Origin of the sequence: Streptomyces sp. CB03234 (assembly GCF_001905885.1) — a bacterium.
Classification (GTDB): Bacteria; Actinomycetota; Actinomycetes; order Streptomycetales; family Streptomycetaceae; genus Streptomyces.
The window spans coordinates 702,250-723,827 of the sequence record NZ_LIYH01000002.1; the positions used below are offsets into that span (position 1 = coordinate 702,250).

The 21,578-nt window shown below is 72.2% G+C and carries 20 protein-coding genes; 15 read left to right on the top strand and 5 right to left on the bottom strand.

The genetic code is table 11. The features are described 5' to 3' along the window. The first annotated feature begins 36 nt into the window (after nucleotides 1-36). The 3 genes from AMK26_RS10005 (at nucleotide 37) to nudC (ending at nucleotide 6,368) form a co-directional block, all read left to right on the top strand. On the top strand, nucleotides 37-3,933 hold the full coding sequence (locus tag AMK26_RS10005) for an ATP-dependent DNA helicase (protein WP_073754151.1): 3,897 nt from the start codon (nucleotides 37-39) through the stop codon (nucleotides 3,931-3,933). Between the two features lie 10 nt (nucleotides 3,934-3,943). Then, nucleotides 3,944-5,350: a dipeptidase gene (locus tag AMK26_RS10010; protein ID WP_073754152.1), complete on the top strand. Its 1,407-nt coding sequence runs from the start codon at nucleotides 3,944-3,946 to the stop codon at nucleotides 5,348-5,350. Nucleotides 5,351-5,420: 70 nt separating this feature from the next. Beyond that, nucleotides 5,421-6,368, top strand: coding sequence for an NAD(+) diphosphatase (gene nudC, locus AMK26_RS10015; RefSeq protein ID WP_073754153.1), 948 nt, complete (start codon nucleotides 5,421-5,423; stop codon nucleotides 6,366-6,368). A 15-nt stretch (nucleotides 6,369-6,383) separates the two neighbouring features. Here the strand turns inward: nudC and AMK26_RS10020 are convergent, their stop codons facing one another. Continuing rightward, complete coding sequence (locus AMK26_RS10020) at nucleotides 6,384-6,626, bottom strand: mycoredoxin (RefSeq protein ID WP_073754154.1); 243 nt, start codon at nucleotides 6,624-6,626, stop codon at nucleotides 6,384-6,386. Between the two features lie 206 nt (nucleotides 6,627-6,832). Between AMK26_RS10020 and AMK26_RS10025 the strand changes: the two genes are divergently transcribed. The 5 genes from AMK26_RS10025 (at nucleotide 6,833) to AMK26_RS10045 (ending at nucleotide 10,722) form a co-directional block, all read left to right on the top strand. Continuing rightward, nucleotides 6,833-9,046 (top strand): ATP-dependent DNA helicase UvrD2, encoded by a 2,214-nt coding sequence (locus tag AMK26_RS10025; RefSeq protein WP_073754155.1) that lies wholly within the window; start codon nucleotides 6,833-6,835, stop codon nucleotides 9,044-9,046. Nucleotides 9,047-9,216: 170 nt separating this feature from the next. Continuing rightward, complete coding sequence (locus AMK26_RS10030; protein ID WP_073754156.1) at nucleotides 9,217-9,552, top strand: hypothetical protein; 336 nt, start codon at nucleotides 9,217-9,219, stop codon at nucleotides 9,550-9,552. 169 nt (nucleotides 9,553-9,721) lie between these two features. Continuing rightward, a complete protein-coding gene (locus AMK26_RS10035) occupies nucleotides 9,722-10,090 on the top strand; it encodes a WhiB family transcriptional regulator (RefSeq protein ID WP_073754157.1) in 369 nt (122 codons plus the stop codon). Continuing rightward, nucleotides 10,087-10,422, top strand: coding sequence for a hypothetical protein (locus tag AMK26_RS10040; RefSeq protein ID WP_073754158.1), 336 nt, complete (start codon nucleotides 10,087-10,089; stop codon nucleotides 10,420-10,422). The genes AMK26_RS10035 and AMK26_RS10040 overlap by 4 nt, the downstream gene beginning before the upstream one ends. A 102-nt stretch (nucleotides 10,423-10,524) precedes the next feature. After that, nucleotides 10,525-10,722 carry a hypothetical protein gene (locus AMK26_RS10045; protein ID WP_073754159.1) on the top strand — a complete coding sequence of 66 codons (198 nt, stop codon included), beginning with the start codon at nucleotides 10,525-10,527 and terminating at the stop codon, nucleotides 10,720-10,722. A gap of 45 nt (nucleotides 10,723-10,767) precedes the next feature. Here the strand turns inward: AMK26_RS10045 and AMK26_RS10050 are convergent, their stop codons facing one another. Further along, on the bottom strand, nucleotides 10,768-12,144 hold the full coding sequence (locus AMK26_RS10050; protein WP_073754160.1) for an ABC1 kinase family protein: 1,377 nt from the start codon (nucleotides 12,142-12,144) through the stop codon (nucleotides 10,768-10,770). Nucleotides 12,145-12,208: 64 nt separating this feature from the next. Continuing rightward, nucleotides 12,209-13,354 (bottom strand): ThiF family adenylyltransferase, encoded by a 1,146-nt coding sequence (locus AMK26_RS10055; RefSeq protein WP_073754161.1) that lies wholly within the window; start codon nucleotides 13,352-13,354, stop codon nucleotides 12,209-12,211. Nucleotides 13,355-13,545: 191 nt separating this feature from the next. On the opposite strand from AMK26_RS10055, the gene AMK26_RS10060 reads away from it, so the two are divergent. The 4 genes from AMK26_RS10060 (at nucleotide 13,546) to AMK26_RS10075 (ending at nucleotide 17,354) form a co-directional block, all read left to right on the top strand. Beyond that, the gene (locus AMK26_RS10060) at nucleotides 13,546-14,121 is read left to right on the top strand and encodes a M48 metallopeptidase family protein (protein ID WP_073754162.1); all 576 of its coding nucleotides are present in this window, start codon (nucleotides 13,546-13,548) and stop codon (nucleotides 14,119-14,121) included. Between the two features lie 108 nt (nucleotides 14,122-14,229). Further along, nucleotides 14,230-15,885 (top strand): TerD family protein, encoded by a 1,656-nt coding sequence (locus tag AMK26_RS10065; protein WP_073754163.1) that lies wholly within the window; start codon nucleotides 14,230-14,232, stop codon nucleotides 15,883-15,885. A gap of 13 nt (nucleotides 15,886-15,898) precedes the next feature. Then, a complete protein-coding gene (locus tag AMK26_RS10070) occupies nucleotides 15,899-16,579 on the top strand; it encodes an AIM24 family protein (protein ID WP_073754164.1) in 681 nt (226 codons plus the stop codon). Nucleotides 16,580-16,598: 19 nt separating this feature from the next. Next, on the top strand, nucleotides 16,599-17,354 hold the full coding sequence (locus tag AMK26_RS10075) for an AIM24 family protein (protein WP_073754165.1): 756 nt from the start codon (nucleotides 16,599-16,601) through the stop codon (nucleotides 17,352-17,354). Nucleotides 17,355-17,416: 62 nt separating this feature from the next. On the opposite strand, the gene AMK26_RS10080 is transcribed toward AMK26_RS10075, so the two are convergent. Next, entirely contained in the window at nucleotides 17,417-17,947 is a 531-nt protein-coding gene (locus AMK26_RS10080; RefSeq protein WP_073754166.1) for an NUDIX hydrolase, read from the bottom strand. Then, nucleotides 17,944-19,350 carry a zinc-dependent metalloprotease gene (locus AMK26_RS10085; RefSeq protein WP_073754167.1) on the bottom strand — a complete coding sequence of 469 codons (1,407 nt, stop codon included), beginning with the start codon at nucleotides 19,348-19,350 and terminating at the stop codon, nucleotides 17,944-17,946. The genes AMK26_RS10080 and AMK26_RS10085 overlap by 4 nt, the downstream gene beginning before the upstream one ends. Nucleotides 19,351-19,540: 190 nt before the next feature. On the opposite strand from AMK26_RS10085, the gene AMK26_RS10090 reads away from it, so the two are divergent. The 3 genes from AMK26_RS10090 (at nucleotide 19,541) to AMK26_RS37230 (ending at nucleotide 21,535) form a co-directional block, all read left to right on the top strand. After that, on the top strand, nucleotides 19,541-20,650 hold the full coding sequence (locus AMK26_RS10090) for an SDR family oxidoreductase (protein WP_073754761.1): 1,110 nt from the start codon (nucleotides 19,541-19,543) through the stop codon (nucleotides 20,648-20,650). Nucleotides 20,651-20,774: 124 nt separating this feature from the next. Next, nucleotides 20,775-21,236, top strand: coding sequence for a molybdenum cofactor biosynthesis protein MoaE (locus AMK26_RS10095; protein ID WP_073754168.1), 462 nt, complete (start codon nucleotides 20,775-20,777; stop codon nucleotides 21,234-21,236). Nucleotides 21,237-21,364: 128 nt separating this feature from the next. Beyond that, entirely contained in the window at nucleotides 21,365-21,535 is a 171-nt protein-coding gene (locus AMK26_RS37230; RefSeq protein ID WP_179166405.1) for a hypothetical protein, read from the top strand. Nucleotides 21,536-21,578 lie beyond the last annotated feature (43 nt).

The following is a 21,578-nucleotide window of genomic DNA, read 5'->3' on the forward strand; positions in this document are numbered from 1 at the left end:
GAGGACTGTCAGTGGGGGCGGTTAGCCTCGTTGACCGTGACCACTCGCCTCACCGACCCCGAGCAGCTCAAGGAGCTCCTCGGCATCCCGTTCACCCCGGAGCAGACGGCCTGCATCACCGCGCCGCCCGCCCCGCAGGTCATCGTGGCCGGAGCCGGTTCCGGGAAGACGACGGTGATGGCCGCCCGGGTGGTCTGGCTGGTCGGCACGGGCCAGGTCGCCCCCGAGCAGGTCCTGGGCCTGACGTTCACCAACAAGGCGGCCGGCGAGCTGGCCGAGCGCGTCCGCAAGGCGCTCGTACGCGCCGGGGTGACCGACCCCGACGTCATCGACCCCGACAATCCGCCCGGCGAACCGCGCATCTCCACGTACCACGCCTTCGCCGGGCAGCTCCTGACCGACCACGGCCTGCGCATCGGCCTGGAGCCCACCGCCCGCCTCCTCGCCGACGCCACCCGCTACCAGCTCGCCGCGCGCGTGCTGCGCGAGGCGCCCGGGCCGTACCCCGCCCTGACGAAGTCCTTCCCCACCCTCGTCAGCGACCTGCTCGCCCTCGATGCGGAGCTCGCCGAACACCTCGTACGCCCCACCCATCTCCTCCGTCACGACGCCGAGCTGCTCGCCGCCCTCGAGGACGCCCGCCTCACCAACGCCGACCTGCGCAAGGTCCCCGAGGCGGCCGAGGCCCGCCGCGAGCTCACCGAGCTGGTCATCCGCTACCGCGCGGCCAAGCGCGAGCGCGACCTGCTCGACTTCGGCGACCAGATCGCCCTCTCCGCCGAGCTGGCCCTCACCCGGCCCGAGGTGGGGGCGATCCTGCGCGACGAGTTCCGGGTCGTGCTCCTGGACGAGTACCAGGACACGTCCGTCGCGCAGCGGCTGCTGCTGTCCGGGCTCTTCGGCGGGGGAACCGGACACCCGGTCACCGCCGTGGGTGACCCCTGCCAGGCGATCTACGGCTGGCGCGGCGCGTCCGTCGCCAACCTGGACGACTTCCCCGAGCACTTCCCGTACGCGGACGGCACCCCCGCCACCCGCTTCTCCCTCAGCGAGAACCGCCGCAGTGGCGGCCGCCTCCTGGACCTCGCCAATGGGCTGGCCGAGCCCCTGCGCGCGATGCACGCGGGCGTGGAGGCGCTGCGCCCGGCGCCGGGCGCGGAACGCGACGGCACGGTCCGGATCGCCCTCCTGCCCACCCAGGCGGAGGAGATCGCCTGGCTGGCCGACTCCATCGCCCATCTCGTACGGACCGGCAAGGAGCCCGGCGACATAGCCGTCCTGTGCCGTACGGCGACGGACTTCCCCGAGATCCAGGCCGCCCTGGTCGCGCGGGACGTCCCGGTCGAGGTCGTGGGCCTGTCCGGGCTGCTGCACCTGCCGGAGGTCGCGGACCTGGTCGCCGTCTGCGAGGTCCTCCAGGACCCGGGCGCCAACGCCTCCCTCGTACGGCTGCTCACCGGCCCGCGCTGGCGCATCGACGCCCGCGACCTGGCGCTGCTGGGCCGTCGCGCCAGGCTCCTCGTCCACCGCTCACGGGACGACGGCGACACGGACCCCGACGAGCGCCTCGCGGCGGCGGTCGAGGGCGTCGACCCCTCCGAGGTCGTCTCGCTCGCCGACGCCCTGGACACCTTCCTCGAACCGGCGGCCGGTGAGGAGGACGGCCTGCCCTTCTCGGCCGAGGCACGGGTACGGTTCGCCCGCCTCGCCACCGAACTGCGTGACCTGCGCCGCTCCCTGGCCGACCCCTTGATGGACGTCCTGCACCGGATCCTGGCCACCACCGGCCTGGAGGTGGAGCTGTCCGCCTCCCCGCACGCCCTGGCGGCCCGCCGCCGCGAGACGCTCTCGAACTTCCTCGACATAGCGGCCGGCTTCGCCTCCCTGGACGGCGAGGCGACCCTGCTGGCCTTCCTGGGCTTCCTGCGTACGGCCGCGCAGTACGAGAAGGGCCTGGACAACGCCCTGCCGGGTGGCGAGAACACCGTCAAGGTCCTGACCGCCCACAAGTCCAAGGGCCTGGAGTGGGACGTGGTCGCCGTCCCGGGCCTGGTCACCTCCCAGTTCCCCAGCACCAGGTCCCGCGAGTCCTGGACCGCCCAGCCCCAGGTCCTTCCGCACGCGCTGCGCGGCGACGCCCCGACCCTCCCGGCGATCGAGGACTGGGACGCCAAGTCCCTCAAGTCCTTCAAGGACGCCATGAAGGACCACCAGCACACCGAGGAGCTCCGCCTCGGGTACGTGACCTTCACCCGCCCCCGCACGCTCCTCCTGGGCTCGGCCCACTGGTGGGGGCCCTCCCAGAAGCGGCCCAGGGGCCCGTCCCCGTTCCTGCACGCGCTGTACGACCACTGCGCGGCGGGCTTCGGCGAGATCGAGGCCTGGGCGGACGAGCCGGCCGACGACGCCGAGAACCCGATGCTCCAGGAGTCCACGGCCGACCACGCCTGGCCGCTCCCCCTGGACCCCACCTCGCTGGCCCGCCGCCGTGCCGCCGCCGACAAGGTCATCGCATATCTGGACTCCATGCCGGAGCCCGTGCCCCGGGGCGCCCTGGCCGCCACCTTCCCGGACCCGGCCGACCCAGCCCACCGGGGCCGCTCGCGCCAGGCGGACCATTCCGGGCCGGAGGACCTGACCTCGGCCCGCCCGGACGCGGACGACCTCGGTCCGGGCCACCCTGTCCCGGAGGGCCTGGCCCCGGACGCTCGGTATCCGGACCACGCGGACCGGTCCTACCCGGGCCACCCGGCCGAGCCGGGCCACCGGGGTGACCCGGGCCCGGAGCACCCGGCGTACCTGGGCCACCCGGACCCCGACTTCCCCGATTCCCCAGACTTCCCCGATTCCCCCGGCTTCCCCGAGCACCCGGATCCCGACGAGCCGTGGCCCGACGACCTCGCGGACTGGGACGACTGGGCGACCGACCTGCCCGCTGACCGCGTACGCGGCGGTCACGCCGAGGCCACCACTCCGCCCACCGTCCTGCCCGCCCCCCGGCGCGGCGAGGCCGACTCCCGGGGCACCGCACCGCGCGCGGTCGCGGCCGATCGCCCCGGCCCCGGCGACTCCGGTCCCGACCGCCCCGGCCCCGACCGCCGCCCCGACTCCGACCGTCCCGACCCCGACCGCCGCCCCGACTCCGACCGTCCCGGATCGGCACGCCCCGGCTCCGAGCGCCCGGCCGCCCGGCCGGGCGAGCGCCTCACGCCCGAGGAGGCCCGCACCATCGCGTCGTGGGACCGCGATCTCGACGCCCTCACAGGTGAGCTGCTCCGCGCCCGCGCCACCACCCGCGACGTCCTCCTCCCGCCGTCCCTGTCCGCCTCCCAGCTGCTGCACCTCGCCGCCGATCCCGACGGGTTCGCGCAGGAGCTGGCCCGCCCCATGCCGCGCCCGCCGCAGCCCGCCGCGCGGCGCGGGACGCGGTTCCACGCGTGGGTGGAGGCCCGGTTCGAGGAGGTGCCGCCGCTGCCGATGCTCGGGCCGGACGAACTCCCCGGCGGGGAGGTGTTCGCCGACGAGCCGGAGATCGCCGACGAGCGGGACCTGGCTGCGCTGAAGGAGGCGTTCGAGAACACCGCGTACGCCCACCGCACCCCCCACCGCGTGGAGGCGCCCTTCCAGCTGGCCCTGGCCGGCCGGGTGGTCCGCGGTCGCATCGACGCCGTCTACTACGACCGCGCAAGCGGTACGTACGAGATCGTCGACTGGAAGACCAACCGCTCCCGCACCGCCGACCCCCTCCAGCTCGCGGTCTACCGGCTCGCCTGGGCCGAGCAGCACGGGCTGCCGCTCGACGCGGTCACGGCCGCCTTCGTCTACGTACGGACGGGTGAAGTCGTCCGCCCGGAGCACCTCCCCGGACGCACCGAGCTGGAGAGCATCCTGCTCCGTGGGACGGACGACGGGACGGCCCCCGATGCCGGATAGGCTCAAGGGCATGAGCGACACCCCGGACAGCGCCGTCCAGACCGTACGCGGGTACATAGAGCAGCACCGCGCCGCCTTCCTCGACGACCTCGCCGAGTGGCTGCGCATCCCGTCCGTGTCGGCGCAGCCCGCGCACGCCCCGGACGTACGGCGCAGTGCCGAGTGGCTCGCGGCGAAGCTCAAGCAGACCGGTTTCCCGGTCGCCGAGGTGTGGGAGACCGAAGGGGCCCCGGCGGTCTTCGCCGAGTGGCCCTCCGGCGAGGAGAATGCCCCCACCGTCCTGGTCTACGGCCACCACGACGTCCAGCCCGCCGCCCGCGAGGACGGCTGGGACAGCGACCCCTTCGAGCCGGTGATCCGTGGAAACCGGCTCCACGCGCGCGGTGCCGCCGACGACAAGGGCCAGGTGTTCTTCCACACCCTGGGCGTGCGCGCGCACCTCGCACTGACCGGACGCACCGCCCCCGCCGTCAACCTCAAGCTGCTCGTCGAGGGTGAAGAGGAATCCGGCTCCCCGCACTTCCGGGCGCTCGTGGAACGGCACAGCGACCGTCTCGCCGCCGACGCCGTGGTGGTCTCGGACACGGGCATGTGGTCGGAGACGACGCCCACCGTGTGCACGGGCCTGCGTGGTGTGGCCGACTGCGAGATCGAGCTGTACGGCCCCGACCAGGACATCCACTCCGGTGCGTTCGGAGGCGCCGTCCCCAACCCGGCCACGGTCGCCGCCCGCCTGGTGGCCGCGCTGCACGACGAGAACGAGCGGGTGACCATCCCCGGCTTCTACGACGACGTCGAGGAGCTGACCGACGCCGAGCGCGCGCTGATCGCCGAGCTGCCGTTCGACGAGGCGTCGTGGCTGGCCAACGCCACCTCGTACGGGACGCTCGGCGAGGCCGGCTACTCCACCCTGGAGCGGGTCTGGGCCCGCCCGACCGCCGAGGTCAACGGCATCGGCGGCGGCTACCAGGGCCCCGGCGGCAAGACGATCATCCCTTCCTCCGCCCAGCTGAAGCTGTCGTTCCGGCTGGTCTCGGGCCAGGACCCGTACGTGATCGAGGCGGCCGTACGCGACTGGGTCGCCGCCCGCGTGCCCGCCGGTATCCGCCACAAGATCACCTTCGGTGCGCCGACCCGCCCCTGCCTGACGCCGCTCGACCACCCGGCGCTCCAGTCGGTCGTACGGTCGATGAGCCGGGCCTTCGACGGCGCGAAGATCCGCTTCACGCGCGAGGGCGGCTCGGGCCCGGCCGCCGACCTCCAGGACGTACTGGCCGCGCCGGTGCTGTTCCTGGGCATCTCCGTACCGTCCGACGGCTGGCACGCACCGAACGAGAAGGTCGAGCTGGACCTGCTGCTCAAGGGCGTGGAGACGACCGCCCACCTGTGGGGCGACCTGTCCACCGCACTCCGCTGAGCCGCACCCCGCCGAACCGCCGCACCAGACACCCAGGAGAACCCATCCACCGGGGGAGTTGGAAGCACCAGTGAGCATCATCAGTAACGAGGCCGGGCACCGTCCGATCGGCCTCACCGCCCCGAGCGGCATCGACCGCGCGGCCCACCACCGTCTCGACGAGGCGTGGCTGGCCGCGGCATGGAGCCACCCCACGACCCGGGTCTTCGTGGTCTCCGGCGGGCAGGTCCTGATCGACGACACCCCCGACGGCCGTACCGAACTGGTCATGACCCCCGCCTTTGAAGCGCCGGTCACCGAGACCCACCGGTACTTCCTGGGCACGGACGAGGACGGCGTCCGTTACTTCGCGCTGCAGAAGGACTCCCTGCCGGGCCGCATGGACCAGTCCGCCCGGCCGGCCGGTCTGCGCGAGGCGGGGCTGCTGCTGTCCCCGCGAGACGCGGGGCTGATGGTGCACGCGGTGGCGCTGGAGAACTGGCAGCGGCTGCACCGCTTCTGTTCCCGCTGCGGCGAGCGCACGGTGATCGCGGCCGCCGGCCACATCCGCCGCTGCCCCGCCTGTGGCGCCGAGCACTACCCGCGTACCGACCCGGCCGTGATCATGCTGGTGACGGACGAGGAGGACCGGGCGCTGCTGGGCCGGCAGGTGCACTGGCCGGAGGGCCGCTTCTCCACGCTCGCGGGCTTCGTCGAGCCGGGCGAGTCGATCGAGCAGTCGGTGGCCCGGGAGGTCTTCGAGGAGGCCGGGGTGACGGTCGGCGAGGTCGAGTACGTCGCCAGCCAGCCGTGGCCGTTCCCGTCGAGCCTGATGCTGGGCTTCATGGCGCGGGCCACGTCGTCGGAGATCAACGTGGACGGGGACGAGATCGAGGAGGCCCGCTGGTTCTCCCGGGAAGAGCTGCGGGCCGCGTTCGAGTCCGGCGAGGTCCTTCCCCCCTACGGAATCTCGATCGCGGCCCGTCTGATCGAGCTCTGGTACGGCAAGCCGCTGCCGAAGCCCGGAAACGTGGCCTGAAGGCCCGGCCCCCGGTCAGACGCCGATCTTCTGCTTCACCTGGGCCAGCGAGGGGTTCGTCAGGGTCGTCCCGTCCGCGAAAAGCACGGTCGGGACAGTCTGGTTGCCCCCGTTGGCCTTCTCCACGAACGCGGCCGACTCCGGGTCCTGCTCGATGTTGATCTCGGTGTACGCGATGCCCTCACGGTCCATCTGGCTCTTCAGCCGCCGGCAGTAGCCGCACCACGTCGTGCTGTACATCGTCAGGCTGCCCTGCATCGTCCTGCGCTCCTCGGGTCGCTCGGGGGGTCAGGTGCCGTGTGGCACCAGGAGGCAGAACGTATCGGCCCGCGCCACCATTCCCGCATGAGTACGACCGCGCGTCGTACGGCTGCCACCGGCCCGACCGCGGATTAGTACGACTAAGGGACCGGCCCTGTGGACAACCGTCCCGTCCGTATCGCGCGACCTGGCAGCATGGCAGGGTGACAGCAGCAACGCACTCCACTCTCTTCCCGCAGGTCCCGGGCCCGAGCCAGTTCATGGCTCCGCCCGAGGACGCCGACGCGGTGCTCGACGGGCTGGACCCCGAGCAGCGCGAGGTGGCGACCGCCCTGCACGGTCCGGTGTGCGTGCTGGCGGGCGCCGGCACGGGCAAGACACGCGCGATCACCCACCGCATCGCGTACGGCGTCCGCGCGGGCATACTCCAGCCCAGCAGTGTGCTGGCCGTCACCTTCACCAACCGGGCCGCCGGCGAAATGCGCGGCCGGCTCCGGCAGCTCGGCGCGGGCGGTGTCCAGGCGCGTACGTTCCACTCGGCGGCCCTCCGCCAGCTCCAATACTTCTGGCCGAAAGCCGTCGGTGGTGAGCTGCCCCGGCTACTGGAGCGCAAGGTGCAGCTCGTCGCCGAGGCGGCCGCCCGCTGCCGCATCCGGCTCGACCGCAACGAGCTGCGGGACACCACGAGCGAGATCGAATGGGCCAAGGTCACCCAGACCGTCCCCGCCGACTACCCGGCCGCGGTCGCCAAGGCACACCGCGACGCCCCGCGCGACCCTGCCGAAATTGGCCAGATCTATTCCATGTACGAGCAGCTCAAGCGGGACCGCGGAGCCATCGACTTCGAGGACGTCCTGCTGCTGACCGTCGGCATCCTCCAGGACCGGCACGACATCGCCGACCAGATCCGCCGCCAGTACCAGCACTTCGTGGTGGACGAGTACCAGGACGTCTCACCGCTCCAGCAGCGCCTCCTCGACCTGTGGCTCGGCGACCGCGACAGCCTGTGCGTGGTGGGCGACGCCAGCCAGACGATCTACTCCTTCACCGGCGCCACCCCCGACCACCTGCTGAACTTCCGCACCCGGCACCCGAACGCCACCGTGGTCAAACTGGTCCGTGACTACCGCTCGACACCCCAGGTCGTGCACCTGGCCAACGGCCTGCTGGCCCAGGCCCGCGGCCGCGCCGCCGAGCACCGCCTGGAGCTGATCTCCCAGCGGGACCCGGGCCCCGAGCCGGTCTACACCGAGTACGCGGACGAGCCTGCCGAGGCCGAAGGCACCGCCCGCCGCATCCGCGACCTGATCGCCGCGGGAGTCCCGGCCGGTGAGATCGCCGTGCTCTACCGGATCAACGCCCAGTCGGAGGTGTACGAGCAGGCCCTCGCCGACGCGGGCGTGCCCTACCAGCTGCGCGGCGCCGAGCGCTTCTTCGAGCGCGCGGAGGTACGGGAGGCGGGCATCGCGCTGCGCGGCGCCGCCCGCGCCGGGGGCAACGACTCCCTGCTGGACGACGCCGAGGACCTGCCCTCGCAGGTGCGGGCCGTGCTGTCGACCAAGGGCTGGACCACCGAGCCGCCGGCCGGCTCGGGCGCGGTCCGCGACCGCTGGGAGTCCCTGGCCGCGCTGGTCCGCCTCGCCGAGGACTTCGCCCGCGCGCGGCCCGGGGCGACTCTCGGGGACCTGGTCGCGGAGCTCGACGAGCGCGCCGCCGCCCAGCACGCCCCCACGGTCCAGGGCGTGACCCTCGCCTCGCTGCACTCGGCGAAGGGCCTGGAATGGGACGCGGTGTTCCTGGTCGGACTCACCGAGGGCATGATGCCGATCACCTACGCCAAGACCGATGAGCAGGTCGAGGAGGAACGCCGCCTGCTGTACGTGGGCGTCACCCGCGCCCGGCTCCACCTCTCTCTGTCCTGGGCGCTCGCCCGCTCCCCGGGTGGCCGCGCCTCGCGCCGCCCCACCCGGTTCCTGACCGGGCTGCGCCCCGGCTCCACCGCACCGGGGACCCGCACCGCGGGCGGCGGTGCCGGTATCGAGCGGGGCGGCGGCACGGCGGGCGGCGCGCGGCGAGGGCGCCGGGGACCGGTGCGGTGCCGGGTGTGCGGCGCGACGCTCACCGACGCGGGCGAGATGAAGCTGATGCGCTGCGAGGACTGCCCGTCGGACATGGACGAGGCCCTGTACGAGCGGCTGCGGGAGTGGCGCTCGGAGCAGGCCAGGAAGCTGGGTCAGCCCCCGTACTGCGTCTTCACCGACAAGACCCTGATGGCGATCGCCGAGGCCGTTCCCTCCACGGACGGTGAGCTGGCCCGCATCTCCGGTGTCGGCGCCCGCAAGCTCGACCGCTTCGGAGTCGATGTCCTGGCCATCTGCGCAGGTCAGGAGCGCAGGGAGGGAGACGAGGAGGAGTGATCCAAACTCGTCGGAAAAATAGTTTGCGCCTGCCCCGTCAAGCCCCATAGGTTCTTAACCACGGAAACAGCGGCTTCTCCGAAGCCCTGGCTTCGTGCTGTACTTATCCGAATACGCGCGGGACCGGTTGCGGCCGATCCCCCTTGAGACGCCGAGAGGAGGCGATTCCAGTGATCAGCATCAACACCAGCTTCATCAGCACCACCGCCAAAATGACCGATCGCTCGGTCGTCTCCGCCTGCCCGCTCGGCCTCTCCGGTTCGGCGTTCATTGGCACTGGTATGTCCGGCTTCGCGGCCGTGCGTCCTGCCACCCTCCTCGCGGTTCTTCCCGTCCGGGAGCGCCGCAATGAGCGACCGACCAAGGCACTGGAAGCAGGAGTAGCAGCAGGCGAGGCCAAGGCCTATGCCTTTGCGGCGACCGGTGCCGAAACCAAGACGCAGACGCAGCAGCACCACACGATGTGGGCCTTCCGTGGGCTCGAACCCTGGAGTGATCCAGCCTGATCCAGGATCAGGCCGGCGCCTTCAGGGCCGCGGAACCCCACCCGGGATCCGCGGCCCTTCTGTTTTCCCTCATGAGGGAGACGGAGCGAAGGGGCCTCGGGACGACGCAGTACCCGGTACCAGCCCACCGGCCAACAGGCCGGACCGACCAGACGAGGAAAACGACACCGTGCAACTCGAAGCGCACGCCCCGTCCGTACCGCCTTCCGAAACGATCCCCCCGCCCGGTCTCACGGAGGACCCCACCTTGACCCCCCTCACCGCGCTCACCGCGCTCGACGACGCCATCGAGAACCTCGGCGTACCCGTCCCGTGCCGTTCCTACGACCCGGAGGTCTTCTTCGCCGAGTCGCCGGCCGACGTCGAGTACGCCAAGTCGCTCTGCCGCACCTGCCCGCTCATGGAGGCCTGCCTCGCGGGTGCCAAGGAGCGGCGCGAGCCGTGGGGCGTCTGGGGCGGCGAGCTGTTCGTCCAGGGCGTGGTCGTCGCCCGGAAGCGGCCCCGTGGCCGCCCGCGCAAGAACCCGGTCACGGCATGACCGCCATCGCGATGCGCACCGGAACCATCGACCGCCCCCTCACGCACGATCCCCAGAAGCAGGCCCCGATGACCTCTTCCACCAGCGAGCCGTCCGGCTCCGCGACCCCAGACGTCACCACCATCGGCGCGAACGCCTCGCGTCAGAACAGGAACCGTGAGATGCAACTCATCCAAGAAGCCCTGGCTCGTGCCCATATGCACGACCGCATGCGGGAAGCCGACGCGGAACGCCAGGCCCTGCGCCTGGTCGCCGCCCGGCGCATGCAGCGCCGCGCCGAGCGCGTGTCCCTGCGTGCCCGCCGCGCGCTGGCCATGGCCCTCATGCACTAGTGCCATAGGCACTGATCGACACACGGGGACCGGTCGTTCACGTCCGGTCCCCGCGGTGCGTTGCGCGCGGCCCGAGCCGCCCGGCGGAGTTATCGTCTCGTAGTGAACGAGCGGACTTCTCCCCCCGCGCAGCCGGGCGCGCAGAGCGTGGTGTGCTCCCGCTGCGGCGCGACCGCCGACAGTCTCCCGGTGACCTGGACCTGTTCCGTGGAGAACGGCAGCCGCCTCTACTTCTGCGACGACTGCGCCCGGGCCCACCTCAGAGCCATCGAGAGCAGACTCGACTCCGCTTGGTGGTGACGCTTCCCCGGCCCGCCCGGGCCGGGGAAACTCCAGCAGCCCCGGTCAGGCGTGCGCCTCCGCCGGGGCCGGATCCTCGTCGCCCTCCGGCAGGAAACCGGGCAGCCACGACTCGAGTTCGTCCCGCAGCCGCACCGTCGCGTTCAGCTGGCACAGCACCCCGATCGTGCTCAGCGTCACCCGGTGGATCAGCAGGTACGAGGGCGGCAGATTGAGCTGCTTGCCCAACTGGTGTGCGGGGGAACGGATATCGGCGATGCGTGCGGCCTGGCTGCGGATCCAGCCACGGGTGAAGGTGAACTCGTCGGCCTCCGCCGGCTCGATGATCGGCAGCAGGTACTCCAGCACCGCGTCCGGGTCGAGATCGATGGTCTCCTTGACGAACCCCTCCTCGCGGAGCAGTTCGTACACCCGGTCCGCGTTACCCTCCAGGGTCATCCGCAGACACGCCCCGATGGTCTCGGGCAGACCGCCCGGCAGCCGGTCCACGGTGCCGAAGTCCAGTACACCGAGCCGCCAGCCCTCCACAGCGTCCCCGTCGCCTCCGTCCGGCAGCAGCCGGAAGTTCCCCGGGTGCGGGTCCGCGTGCAGCAGCCCCGTCCGGGCAGGCCCCGAGAACAGGAACCGTGCCAGCAACTGCCCGGCCCGGTCCCGCTGCTCCGGCGTACCGTCCGCGATGATCTCCGCCAGGGGTATCCCGTCGATCCACTCGGTCACCAGCACCTGGTCGGACTGGTGGACCACATCCGGCACCACCACATCCGGATCGTCCAGGAACTCCTCGGCGTGCTCCCGCTGGGCCTGCGCCTCCAGGCCGTAGTCCAGCTCCTCCGACACCCGGTCCCGGAGTTCCGTGATCAACGGCTTGATGTCCATGCCCGGGATCAGCGGCCCCAGCAGCCGGGCGAACCGGCTCAGCTGAGCCAGGTCCGACAACAGCGCCTCACCCGCACCCGGGTACTGCACCTTCACCGCGACCTCGCGCCCGTCGTGCCACACGGCCCGGTGCACCTGGCCGATCGAAGCGGCCGCCGACGGCTTGTCCTCGAACTCCAGGAACAGCTCCCGCCATTGTCCGCCCAGCCGCTGCTCCAGTACCGAGTGGACCGTACGGGTCGGCATCGGCGGAGCCGCTTCCTGGAGCCTGGTCAGTGCCGCCCGGTAGGGACCCGCCATCTCCTCCGGAAGCGCCGACTCGAAGACGGACAGCGCCTGCCCGAACTTCATCGCGCCGCCCTTGAGCTCACCGAGGACCTTGAACAGCTGGTCTGCCGTGCGCTGTTGCAGCTCACGGGCCACGATCTCCGCGGACTTGCCCCCGATCCGCTTGCCCAGCCCCCATGTGGCCCGGCCGGCGAAGCCCAGAGGCAACGCGGCCAACTTGGCGGTACGGGTTACCGCCTTCCGGGGAAGATCAGACATGCGCCCCTCCAAATCCCAGACTGCCGTGCCGCGTTTGCCCTCGTCGTCGCTGTGCCGACCGCGGTTACCCAGCCATTGTGTCCTGCCCGCTCCCGGGCCCCGAGGCACGCACCCCCTGTCCGCGCCCGGCCGCCCTGCAGGAGCATGCGACATGAGGCCACATCCGCTCCGAGCGCCACTCCAGCAAGGGCAGGGAAGCCTCCCACCGGGCGCCCGTGCTCGCCGGCAGCTCCCCGTCCAGAAAGGACAGCGCGTGCGCCGCCGCGAGACCCGCCACCGCGGCCGCGAGTCCCAGATCACACCCGGGCACCTTGCTCTGCCGTCCCGAACGCCACTGCGCCAGCATCCTCGGCCACACCGGGTCCCGGTCCGACCGCTCCAGCTCCACGCACCCCGCGCAGGCCGTGCCGCCCGGCAGCACCAGCGGGCCCACCACACCCGTCGCCTCGATCACCCCCACGTACAGATGAGGGGTGCCGGTGGCCACCCAGTCGTCGGCGGGCACCGGATCTGGGGCGAACGCCGCCAGGCCGTCCCGCGGGGCGACCACGACCAGCGAGAGCCCGGGCTCCGACCCCGCCTCCCTCCCCGCCCGCTCCGCCCGCGGCACCCGGCCGCCCGGCGCCGACCGCCCCACCAGCCGCCGGGCCGCCGCGTCGCGCCGCTCACCGACCGCCTCCGCCGGCAGCCCGCCGGGCGCCACGTCCCACGGCTCCACCCGCTCGCCGTCCAGCACCTCCACCCTGCCCACCCCCGAGGCCGACAGCAGCGCCGCGACGCTCGCCCCCACCCGCCCAGCGCCCCTCACCTGCACCCGCATGCTCCGCCGGGCCGCCAGCCGCCGGGTCGCCCCACCCGGTTCCCGGTGGACGACGGAGAGTGACGCCAGGTCGGCGCGCAGCCGGTCGAGTGCGCCGTCCTCCCGTCGCAACGCATCGGCTGCCGGGTCGGCGGCCGTCGCGTCGTCGAGCAGCCCCGCCTCCGCCAGCCGGTCCAGCAGCGCCTCCAGCCGCCCGTCCGGCAGCCCCAGTCCCCGCGCCTCCTCGCGCAGCAGCTCCAGCCCGCGCGTCCCGTCCAGCAGCGTGAGCAGACTGCCCGTCGTGGTGTCCACCGGGCCGAGCACCACCGCATGCGCCGGCGCCGCCCCGAACTGCACGAACTGCAGATTCCGCCAGGCACGCCGCAGTGCGGGCTTCACCATCGGATGCATATCCGCCCCCCGTGTTCGCCGATCCTCGTCGATGTCCCCGGCGTCAGAATGCCCGGCGCCGACGGCAGCCGCGGAAAGTTGTCCACAGGGCGGGGGTATTAGTCGTTCAAATGGTGCAGGCTGTGGATGGATCAGGCCCGAACCGTTCCGGAGGCGGGACTTCCTCCGCTGACAGCGGGTAACGTCGGGGCGTGCCCGCCGACCCACAGCGCAGTCCGACAAGCGACCCGCCCCGCCGTCCGGGGACGAGTGCGGTCGAGGTCCGCAGGAGCTCCCGGCGCAACAGAACCGTCTCCGCCTACCGCGAGGGCGACCGGACCGTCGTGCTCATCCCCGCCCGGATGTCGGAGGCGGAGGAGCGGCGCTGGGTGAACGTGATGCTGGACAAGCTCGCCGCCCAGGAGAGCAAGCGGATCCTCGGCGACGCCGAGCTGGCCGAGCGCGCGGAACGCTTGTCCACCCAGTATTTCGACGGCAGGGCGCGGCCGACGTCCGTGCGGTGGGTGACCAACCAGAACACCCGCTGGGGCTCCTGCACCCCGGTGGAGGGCAGCATCCGCCTGTCGCACCGCTTGCAGGGCATGCCGGAGTACGTCGTGGACTACGTACTCGTCCATGAGCTGGCCCATCTGCTGGTGCCCGGCCACGGACCCCGGTTCTGGCGGCTGCTGGAGGCCTACCCCCGCACCGAACGGGCCCGCGGTTACCTCGAAGGAGTCGTCGCGGCGGGCCGGTTGCCGCACCTGCCGACCGCTCGCGGAGAGTGACATTCGTCGATCCTGTACCGAAACAGTCCCGACTTGGCTCATTGTCGTCGCCAGCCGTTAGCCTGACGCGACGCATTCAAAAATCGGGATGGGGGACGGTCGTTACGCATGGCCAGGGAATTCCAACGGGGCCACAAGGCCAAGATCAGCGATCTCACACCCGGAACCGATCTGTACGTGGGGGTGCAGATCGCCGCTCCAGGGCTGACCTTCGACATCAGCTGCTTCGGTCTCGATGCCAATGAGCAGCTCTCGGACGACCGGTATTTCATCTTCTTCAACCAGCCGAAGTCGCCCGAGGAGTCCATCCAGCTGCTCGGCGCGCAGGCCGGTGACACCGAGTCGTTCCGCGTCACCCTCGACCGCGTCCCGGCGCACATCCACAAGCTGTCCTTCACCGCGACGATCGACGGCGCAGGACAGATGTCCCAGGTCGGGCCCGGGTACATCCGTATCGTCGCGGGCGGCGAGGAGGTCGCCCGGTACGCGTTCGACGGCTCGGAGTTCAGCACCGAACGCGCGGTGATGCTGGGGGACTTCTACCTCAAGGACGTGTGGCGGTTCGCCGCTGTCGGCCAGGGCTTCGACGGCGGGCTGGAAGCGCTGCTCAAGAACTTCGGCGGCGAGGTCGCCGAGGAGGAGCCGGCCGCCCCGCAGCAACCGCAGGCCGCGGCGCCGTCCTTCGCCCCGCCGCCGTTCGCCGCCCCCGGCACGCCCGCCGCACCGGCCACGCCGCAGGCGCCGCAGCCCGCCCCGTCGTTCGGCGCCCCCGCAGCACCGGCGCCCGCGCCCGCACCGGCGCCCGCACCGGCGCAGCAGCCCATGCACGCCGCGCCGACGCTCGCCGCGCCGATGACGCCGGCCCCGCCCTCCCCGTACGGCCAGCCGCCCCAGCAGCCGCAGTACGGCCAGGTACCGGGCCAGACACCGCCGCCCGGCGCCACCCCGCCGCCGTACGGCCAGCCGGCCCCAGCCCCTGCCCCGTACGGCCAGCAGCAGTACGCCCAGCAGCAGTACGCCCAGCCCTACGGTCAGCAGCCGCCCGTCGGTGCGCCTCCCGGCGGGATGCCCCAGGGCGCCCCGCAGGGCGTGCCCCAGACCGGCGCCGGGCTGGAGGCCGCGCTCCAGAAGTACCGCGAGACCGCCACCGGCCAGCGCTGGACGCCGCAGAACCAGCAGCTCATGCGGGTCGACCTGGCCATGGGCGGCACGCCCGTCCTCGCCCGGCAGGGCAGCATGGTCATGTACCAGGGCAAGGTCGACTTCGGCTACAAGAGCGCCGGTTTCTCCGGCCGCATCGTGGGCAACGCCACGGGCCAGGAGATGCAGCTGATGCGCTGCACCGGCCGCGGCCAGGTGTTCCTCGCCGAGACCGGCGCCCATCTGCACCCCATCGAGCTCCAGGGCGACGGCATCTGCGTCTCCGCGGAGAACGTGCTCGCCTTCGACGAGTCGCTGCAGTACGAGGTCCGCCGCATCGAGGGCCACGGCATCCCCGGCGGGGCACTGTTCACCATGCAGTTCACCGGCACCGGCACGGTCGTCGTCAAGACCCACGGCGTCCCCGTCGTCCTGCCCGTCACGCCGACCACCTTCGCCGACTGCAACGCCGTCGTCGCCTGGTCGTCCGCCTCCCAGGTGATCCTCTCCAGCCAGGTCCGGCTGCGCCGGAACGCCTACCCCGGCCACAGCGGAGAGACCGTCAACCTCCAGTTCCGGGGCGCCCCCGGCAACTTCATCGTCGTCCAGCCCTACGAGGTCTGAGGGAGCCCGAACAATGAACCAGCAGCTCGCGGGCTACGCCCCGACCCCGGTCGCGGCCCGGATGGAGAACCACGGCCGTCACATGCTCAAGGTCGCCATGGCTTCCGGCCAGGACCTGTACGCACGCACCGGCTCGATGGTGTCCTACGAGGGCTTCGTCCAGTACGAGCCCAACCCTCCCGCCGTCCGCCAGATCGCCTCCCAGTGGGTCACCGGTGAGGGCGCGCCCATCATGAAGTGCTCCGGCGACGGCCTGCTCTACCTCGCCGACTACGGCGCCGACGTCGTCGTCATCAACCTCAACAATGACTCGATCTCCGTCAACGGCACCAATGTGCTGGCCTTCGACGCACACCTCCAGTGGGGCGTCGAAAAGGTGAAGGGCCTGGCCAAGTTCGCGGGGCAAGGCCTGTGGAACGTGCAGATCGCGGGCACCGGCTGGGTCGCCCTGACCTCGCGCGGCACCCCGATCGTCGTCGACTGCGGCCGCGGCGAGGACGAGACGTACGTCGACCCCGACGCGCTCGTCGCCTGGTCGCCGACGCTCAAGGTCAAGGGCAAGCGCAGCTTCAAGGCCTCCTCCCTGATCGGGCGGGGCAGCGGGGAGGCGTACCAGATGGCCTTCTCGGGGCAGGGCATCGTCGTCGTACAGCCGAGCGAGGACAGCACCGACCGTCTGCGGATCCGGGGCTGAGGGGGAGCGAGAACACACCATGCAGAGCCCGCTTTTCAGCCACACCGAACAGCAGAGCCAGGAGCGGTACGTCGTGCAGAACCCGCAGCTCCTGCGGGTCGCCCTCACCGGGCACGACGACGTCCTCGCCCGCAAGGGCGCCATGGTCGCGTACCAGGGGCTGATGGACTTCGACGGCGAGTACCAGAACAACAACCAGCGCCGTGCCCGCGCCAACACCGGCGAGGGCCTGGACCTGATGCGCTGCTCCGGGCAGGGCACCGTCTACTTCGCCAACCTGGCCCAGTACATCCACGTCGTGGACGTCGACCAGGAGGGCATGACCGTGGACAGCTCCTATGTGCTGGCGCTGGACTCCACGCTGCACACCGAGGTCATCGCCGTGGACAGCCAGTACGGCATCTCCGGCTCCGGCAAGTACCAGCTGAACATCTCCGGCCGGGGCAAGGTCGCCCTGATGACATCCGGCCAGCCGCTGATGATGCACGTCACCCCGGACAAGTACGTCAGCGTCGACGCCGACGCGATCGTCGCCTGGTCGTCGTCGCTGCGCGTCCAGATGCAGGCGCAGACCCACTCGTCCAACGTGCGCCGCCGCCGCGGCAACACCGGGGAGGGCTGGGAACTGAGCTTCCTGGGCCAGGGGTTCGCGCTCGTCCAGCCCAGTGAGGTGATGCCGCCGCAGACCGCCGGGATCGGGCAGGGTCTCGGCGCCCAGTTCGGCGTGGGCCAGCACGGCGCGCACGCCCAGAACCAGAACAACGCCTGGAACTGAGCACCGCGCATGTCAGGCTTGTAAGGGGCGGCCGCACCTGGCGACCGCCCCTTACACATGCCCTAGAGCGCCGCGCGGGCCGCCTCCACCAGCCGTACGACCGAGGTGTCGGCCACGCCCGCCACCTCCTCGTAGCCGAACCAGCGCAGGTCCAGCGACTCGTCGCTGATCGCCTCCACCGCGTCCGGCGGCGCGACCGCCACGTACTGCACGTCCAGGTGCCAGTGGCAGGGCGCCGGGATCGGGTGCCGGTCCAGCCGGGCCGGCCCGCCCGGCAGCAGCGTCAGGCCGGGGATGCCGGACTCCTCCGTGGCCTCCCGCAGCGCCGCCCCGGCGACCGTGTCGTCACCGGGCTCGCAGTGGCCGCCCATCTGGAGCCACATGCCCAGCTTCTTGTGCAGGGTCAGCAGCACCCGGCCGCGCTCCGGGTCCACCACCAGCGCGCTGGCCGTCAGGTGCCCGGCCCCGCAGGCCTTCCACATCCCGTCCGGGTGCGCCGCCAGGTGGTCCAGATAGACCTGGCGCAGCTCCGCCTGGTCCCCGGACCCTGCGTACCCCTTCAGTACGAGGACGGCGTCATCGTGCAGGCTCACTTGTCGGTGTCGTCCTCGTCGTCGCTCTTGGGCCGTTCCTTGTTGCCGGCCGCTTCGCCGAGCATCTTGTCCAGCTCCGAGAAGTCCAGGTGCTCGCGGTGGACGAAGCCGTCCGGGTCGTCCAGGTCGGACGCCGTCGGAAGCATGTCCGGGTGCTCCCACAGGCCGTCCCGGCCGTCGACACCACGCGCGTCGGTGAGCGAGGCCCACAGCCGCGCGGCGTCCCGCAGCCGGCGCGGACGCAGCTCCAGACCGATCAGCGTGGCGAACGTCTGCTCGGCGGGGCCGCCCGAGGCCCGGCGCCGGCGCAGCGTCTCGCGCAGCGCGTCGGCGGACGTCAGGCGGGTCCTGGCGGCCTCGTGCACCACCGCGTCCACCCAGCCCTCGACCAGCGCGAGCGCCGTCTCCAGACGGGCCAGGGCGGCCTTCTGCTCCGGCGTGTCCTCCGGCTGGAACATGCCCTGCTGAAGGGCCTCCTGCAGCTGCTCGGGGTTCGACGGGTCCAGCCCGCCGACCGCGTCCTCCAGCTTGCCGGTGTCGACCTTGATCCCGCGCGCGTACCCCTCGACCGCGCCGAACAGGTGCGAGCGCAGCCACGGCACGTGCGCGAAGAGCCGCTGGTGGGCGGCCTCGCGCAGCGCCAGGTACAGCCGCACCTCGTCCTGCGGCACGCCCAGGTCCTTGCCGAACGCCGCCACGTTCAGCGGCAGCAGCGCGGCCTTGCCGGCCGGCCCCAGGGGCAGTCCGACATCGGTCGAGCCGACCACCTCGCCGGCCAGGACACCCACGGCCTGGCCGATCTGCTGGCCGAACATGGCGCCGCCCATGGAGCGCATCATGCCGATCAGCGGGCCCGCCATGGCCTGCATCTCCTCGGGCAGGACGTCCCCCATGGCCGCGCCGACCCGCTCGGCGACCGGGTCGACCAGCTGCTGCCAGGCCGGCAGGGTCGCCTCAACCCACTCCGCGCGGCTCCAGGCCACGGCGGTGCTCGCCCCCGACGGAAGGGACGTCGCACCGTCCAGCCACAGGTCGGCCAGGCGCACGGCCTCCTCGACGGCCGCCTTCTCGCCCGGACCGACGCTGGCGTCCTTCGTGCCGTCGGGTGTGCCCTGCGACACCGTCTGGCGGGCGATCTGCTTGGCCATGTCCCAGTTGACGGGACCGCCCTCATAGCTCAGCATCTGCCCCAGCTGCTGGAAGGCCGCCCCCAGGTCCGAGGGGTTCAGCGAGCCGAACATCGCGGCGAACGGGTTGTCCCCGCCGCCCGGCATGCCGCCGAACCCCGCGAAGGGGTTGCCACCGGCACCCTGGCCACCTTCGGCGGGTCCCTTCTTCTTGCCTTCGTCGCCGTCGTCCGGCTCCTCCGGCGGAAGGCCGAATCCGAATGGGGTGTCACTCACGGGGTTCCTCGGCTCGTAGGGCCGCCGGCTTCCTGCCGGCGGCGGCTGCCCGACAACACCACCAGCGTAGACATCCGAGCCGGATGTGGGCTCGGTGCTCCACCGGCTCATGGCCTGCGGCAGGATGGACGCCACCTGGTACGTACGCGTCATACACGTACGTACTGAAGACAACCGCTGGAGACGCCCGGTGAGTTCCCCAGATCCGCAGGTTCGCGCAGCGCGAAACCCTTCAACCCAGTCCGCCGGCCGCGGCCCCGTCGTCGCCGTCACCGGCGCCGCCTCCGGCGTCGGAGACCTGCTCGTCCGGCGCCTCGCCGCGTCCGGGGAGGTCAAACAGGTCATCGCCATCGACGAGCGCCGCGGCGAGGTCTCCGAGGCGCAGTGGCACATCCTCGACGTGCGGGACCCGGCCATCGCCGAGAAGCTGCGCGGTGCCGACGTCGTGGTGCACCTGGCGCTCGACCTCGACCTGGAAACGGACGCCGCGGCCCGTACGGCGTACAACGTGCGCGGCACGCAGACCGTGCTGACCGCCGCGGCGGCGGCGGGTGTGCACCGGGTCGTGCTGTGCACCTCCGCGATGGTGTACGGGGCGCTGCCCGACAACGACATCCCGCTCTCCGAGGACGCCGAGCTGCGGGCGACCGCCGAGGCCACCGGGGTGGGTGACCTGCTGGAGATCGAGCGCCTCGCGCGCCGGGCGCCCCGCGCGCACCCTGGCCTGAACGTCACGGTCGTACGCCCGGCCGTCCTGGTGGGCGGCACCGACACGGCGCTGACCCGGTACTTCGAGTCGCCCCGGCTGCTGGTGGTCGCCGGGTCGCGTCCGGCCTGGCAGTTCTGCCACGTCGAGGACCTGGTCAGCGCCCTGGAGTACGCGGCGCTGGAGAAGGTCGAGGGCGAGTTCGCGGTCGGCTGCGACGGCTGGCTGGAACAGGAGGAGGTCGAGGAGCTGAGCGGAATCCGGCGCATGGAGCTGCCCTCCGCGGTGGCCCTGGGCGCGGCCGCGCGGCTCCACCGGATCGGGCTCACCCCGTCGCCGGCCGGTGACCTGGCGTACACCATGCATCCGTGGGTGGTCAGCGTCGGGCGGCTGCACGACGCGGGCTGGCGGCCGCGGTGGACGAATGAGGAGGTCCTCGCCGCGCTCCTGGAGGAGGTCGAGGGACGCCATACGGTCGCCGGACGCCGCCTCGGCCGCAAGGACGCCACGGCGGCGGGCGCCGCGGGCGCGACGGTCGCCCTGCTGGGCACCGCCGCTCTGGTACGCCGGGCCCGCAAGCGCCGCGGTCTGTAGCGGGCCGCGGCGCCGGCCGCAGAACCGCGGGGCGCGTGCTCTGTAGGAGGCTCCAACGCGCGCGTGGCCGGGCAGGTCGAAAACGCTATTCCGCGATGTCGGTCCCGTGCGGCACGATGGCTGCATGGCACCCACGTACGACCACCCCGGCGAGCGCGCGGCGGCGGCCCCGATCCGGCTGCTGGCGATCCGTGACACCCCGCTCTCCCTCGACGAGGTCTTCCGGGCCGTCGGTGACGACGCGGCCGGCGGGACGGCCCTCTTCGTGGGCACCGTGCGCAACCACGACGGTGGCGCCGACGTCGATGCCCTCGGGTACTCCAGCCACCCCACCGCCGAGGCCGAGCTGCGCCGCGTCGCGGAGAAGGTCGTCGCGGACTATCCGGTACGTGCACTCGCGGCCGTTCACCGGGTGGGCGACCTGACGGTCGGCGACCTGGCCGTCGTGGTCGCCGTGTCGTGCCCGCACCGGGGAGAGGCCTTCGAGGCGTGCCGCAAGCTGATCGACGACCTCAAGCACGAGGTGCCGATCTGGAAGCACCAGCGGTTCTCCGACGGGACAGAGGAGTGGGTCGGCGCCTGCTGACCGGTTCCGGACGGTGGTCAACCGTCCGATTTGCGTAACCCGACCCCTGGCGTGAGCGTTGAACCGGCGGATGGTTAATCTGCTGATCAGTTCGTGGGTTGTGCTCATTGGGGACGGGAGGTCGCGTGATGGCAGTTCTCGCCTGGTTGTTGATTCCGCTCTTCGCTGCCATCGGTGCTGCGATATGGGGAAGCTGGGCCTCCCGCGACCGGACCACCGGTGATGTGGCCGAGCTGGCGGGCTATGCGCGCTTCCGCGAGGTGATGGAGAAGTCCCACTCGGGCAGCGGCACGGCCTGACGGCCCACGGCCCCCCGTACGGACCGGCCCCGGGGGTGCACGG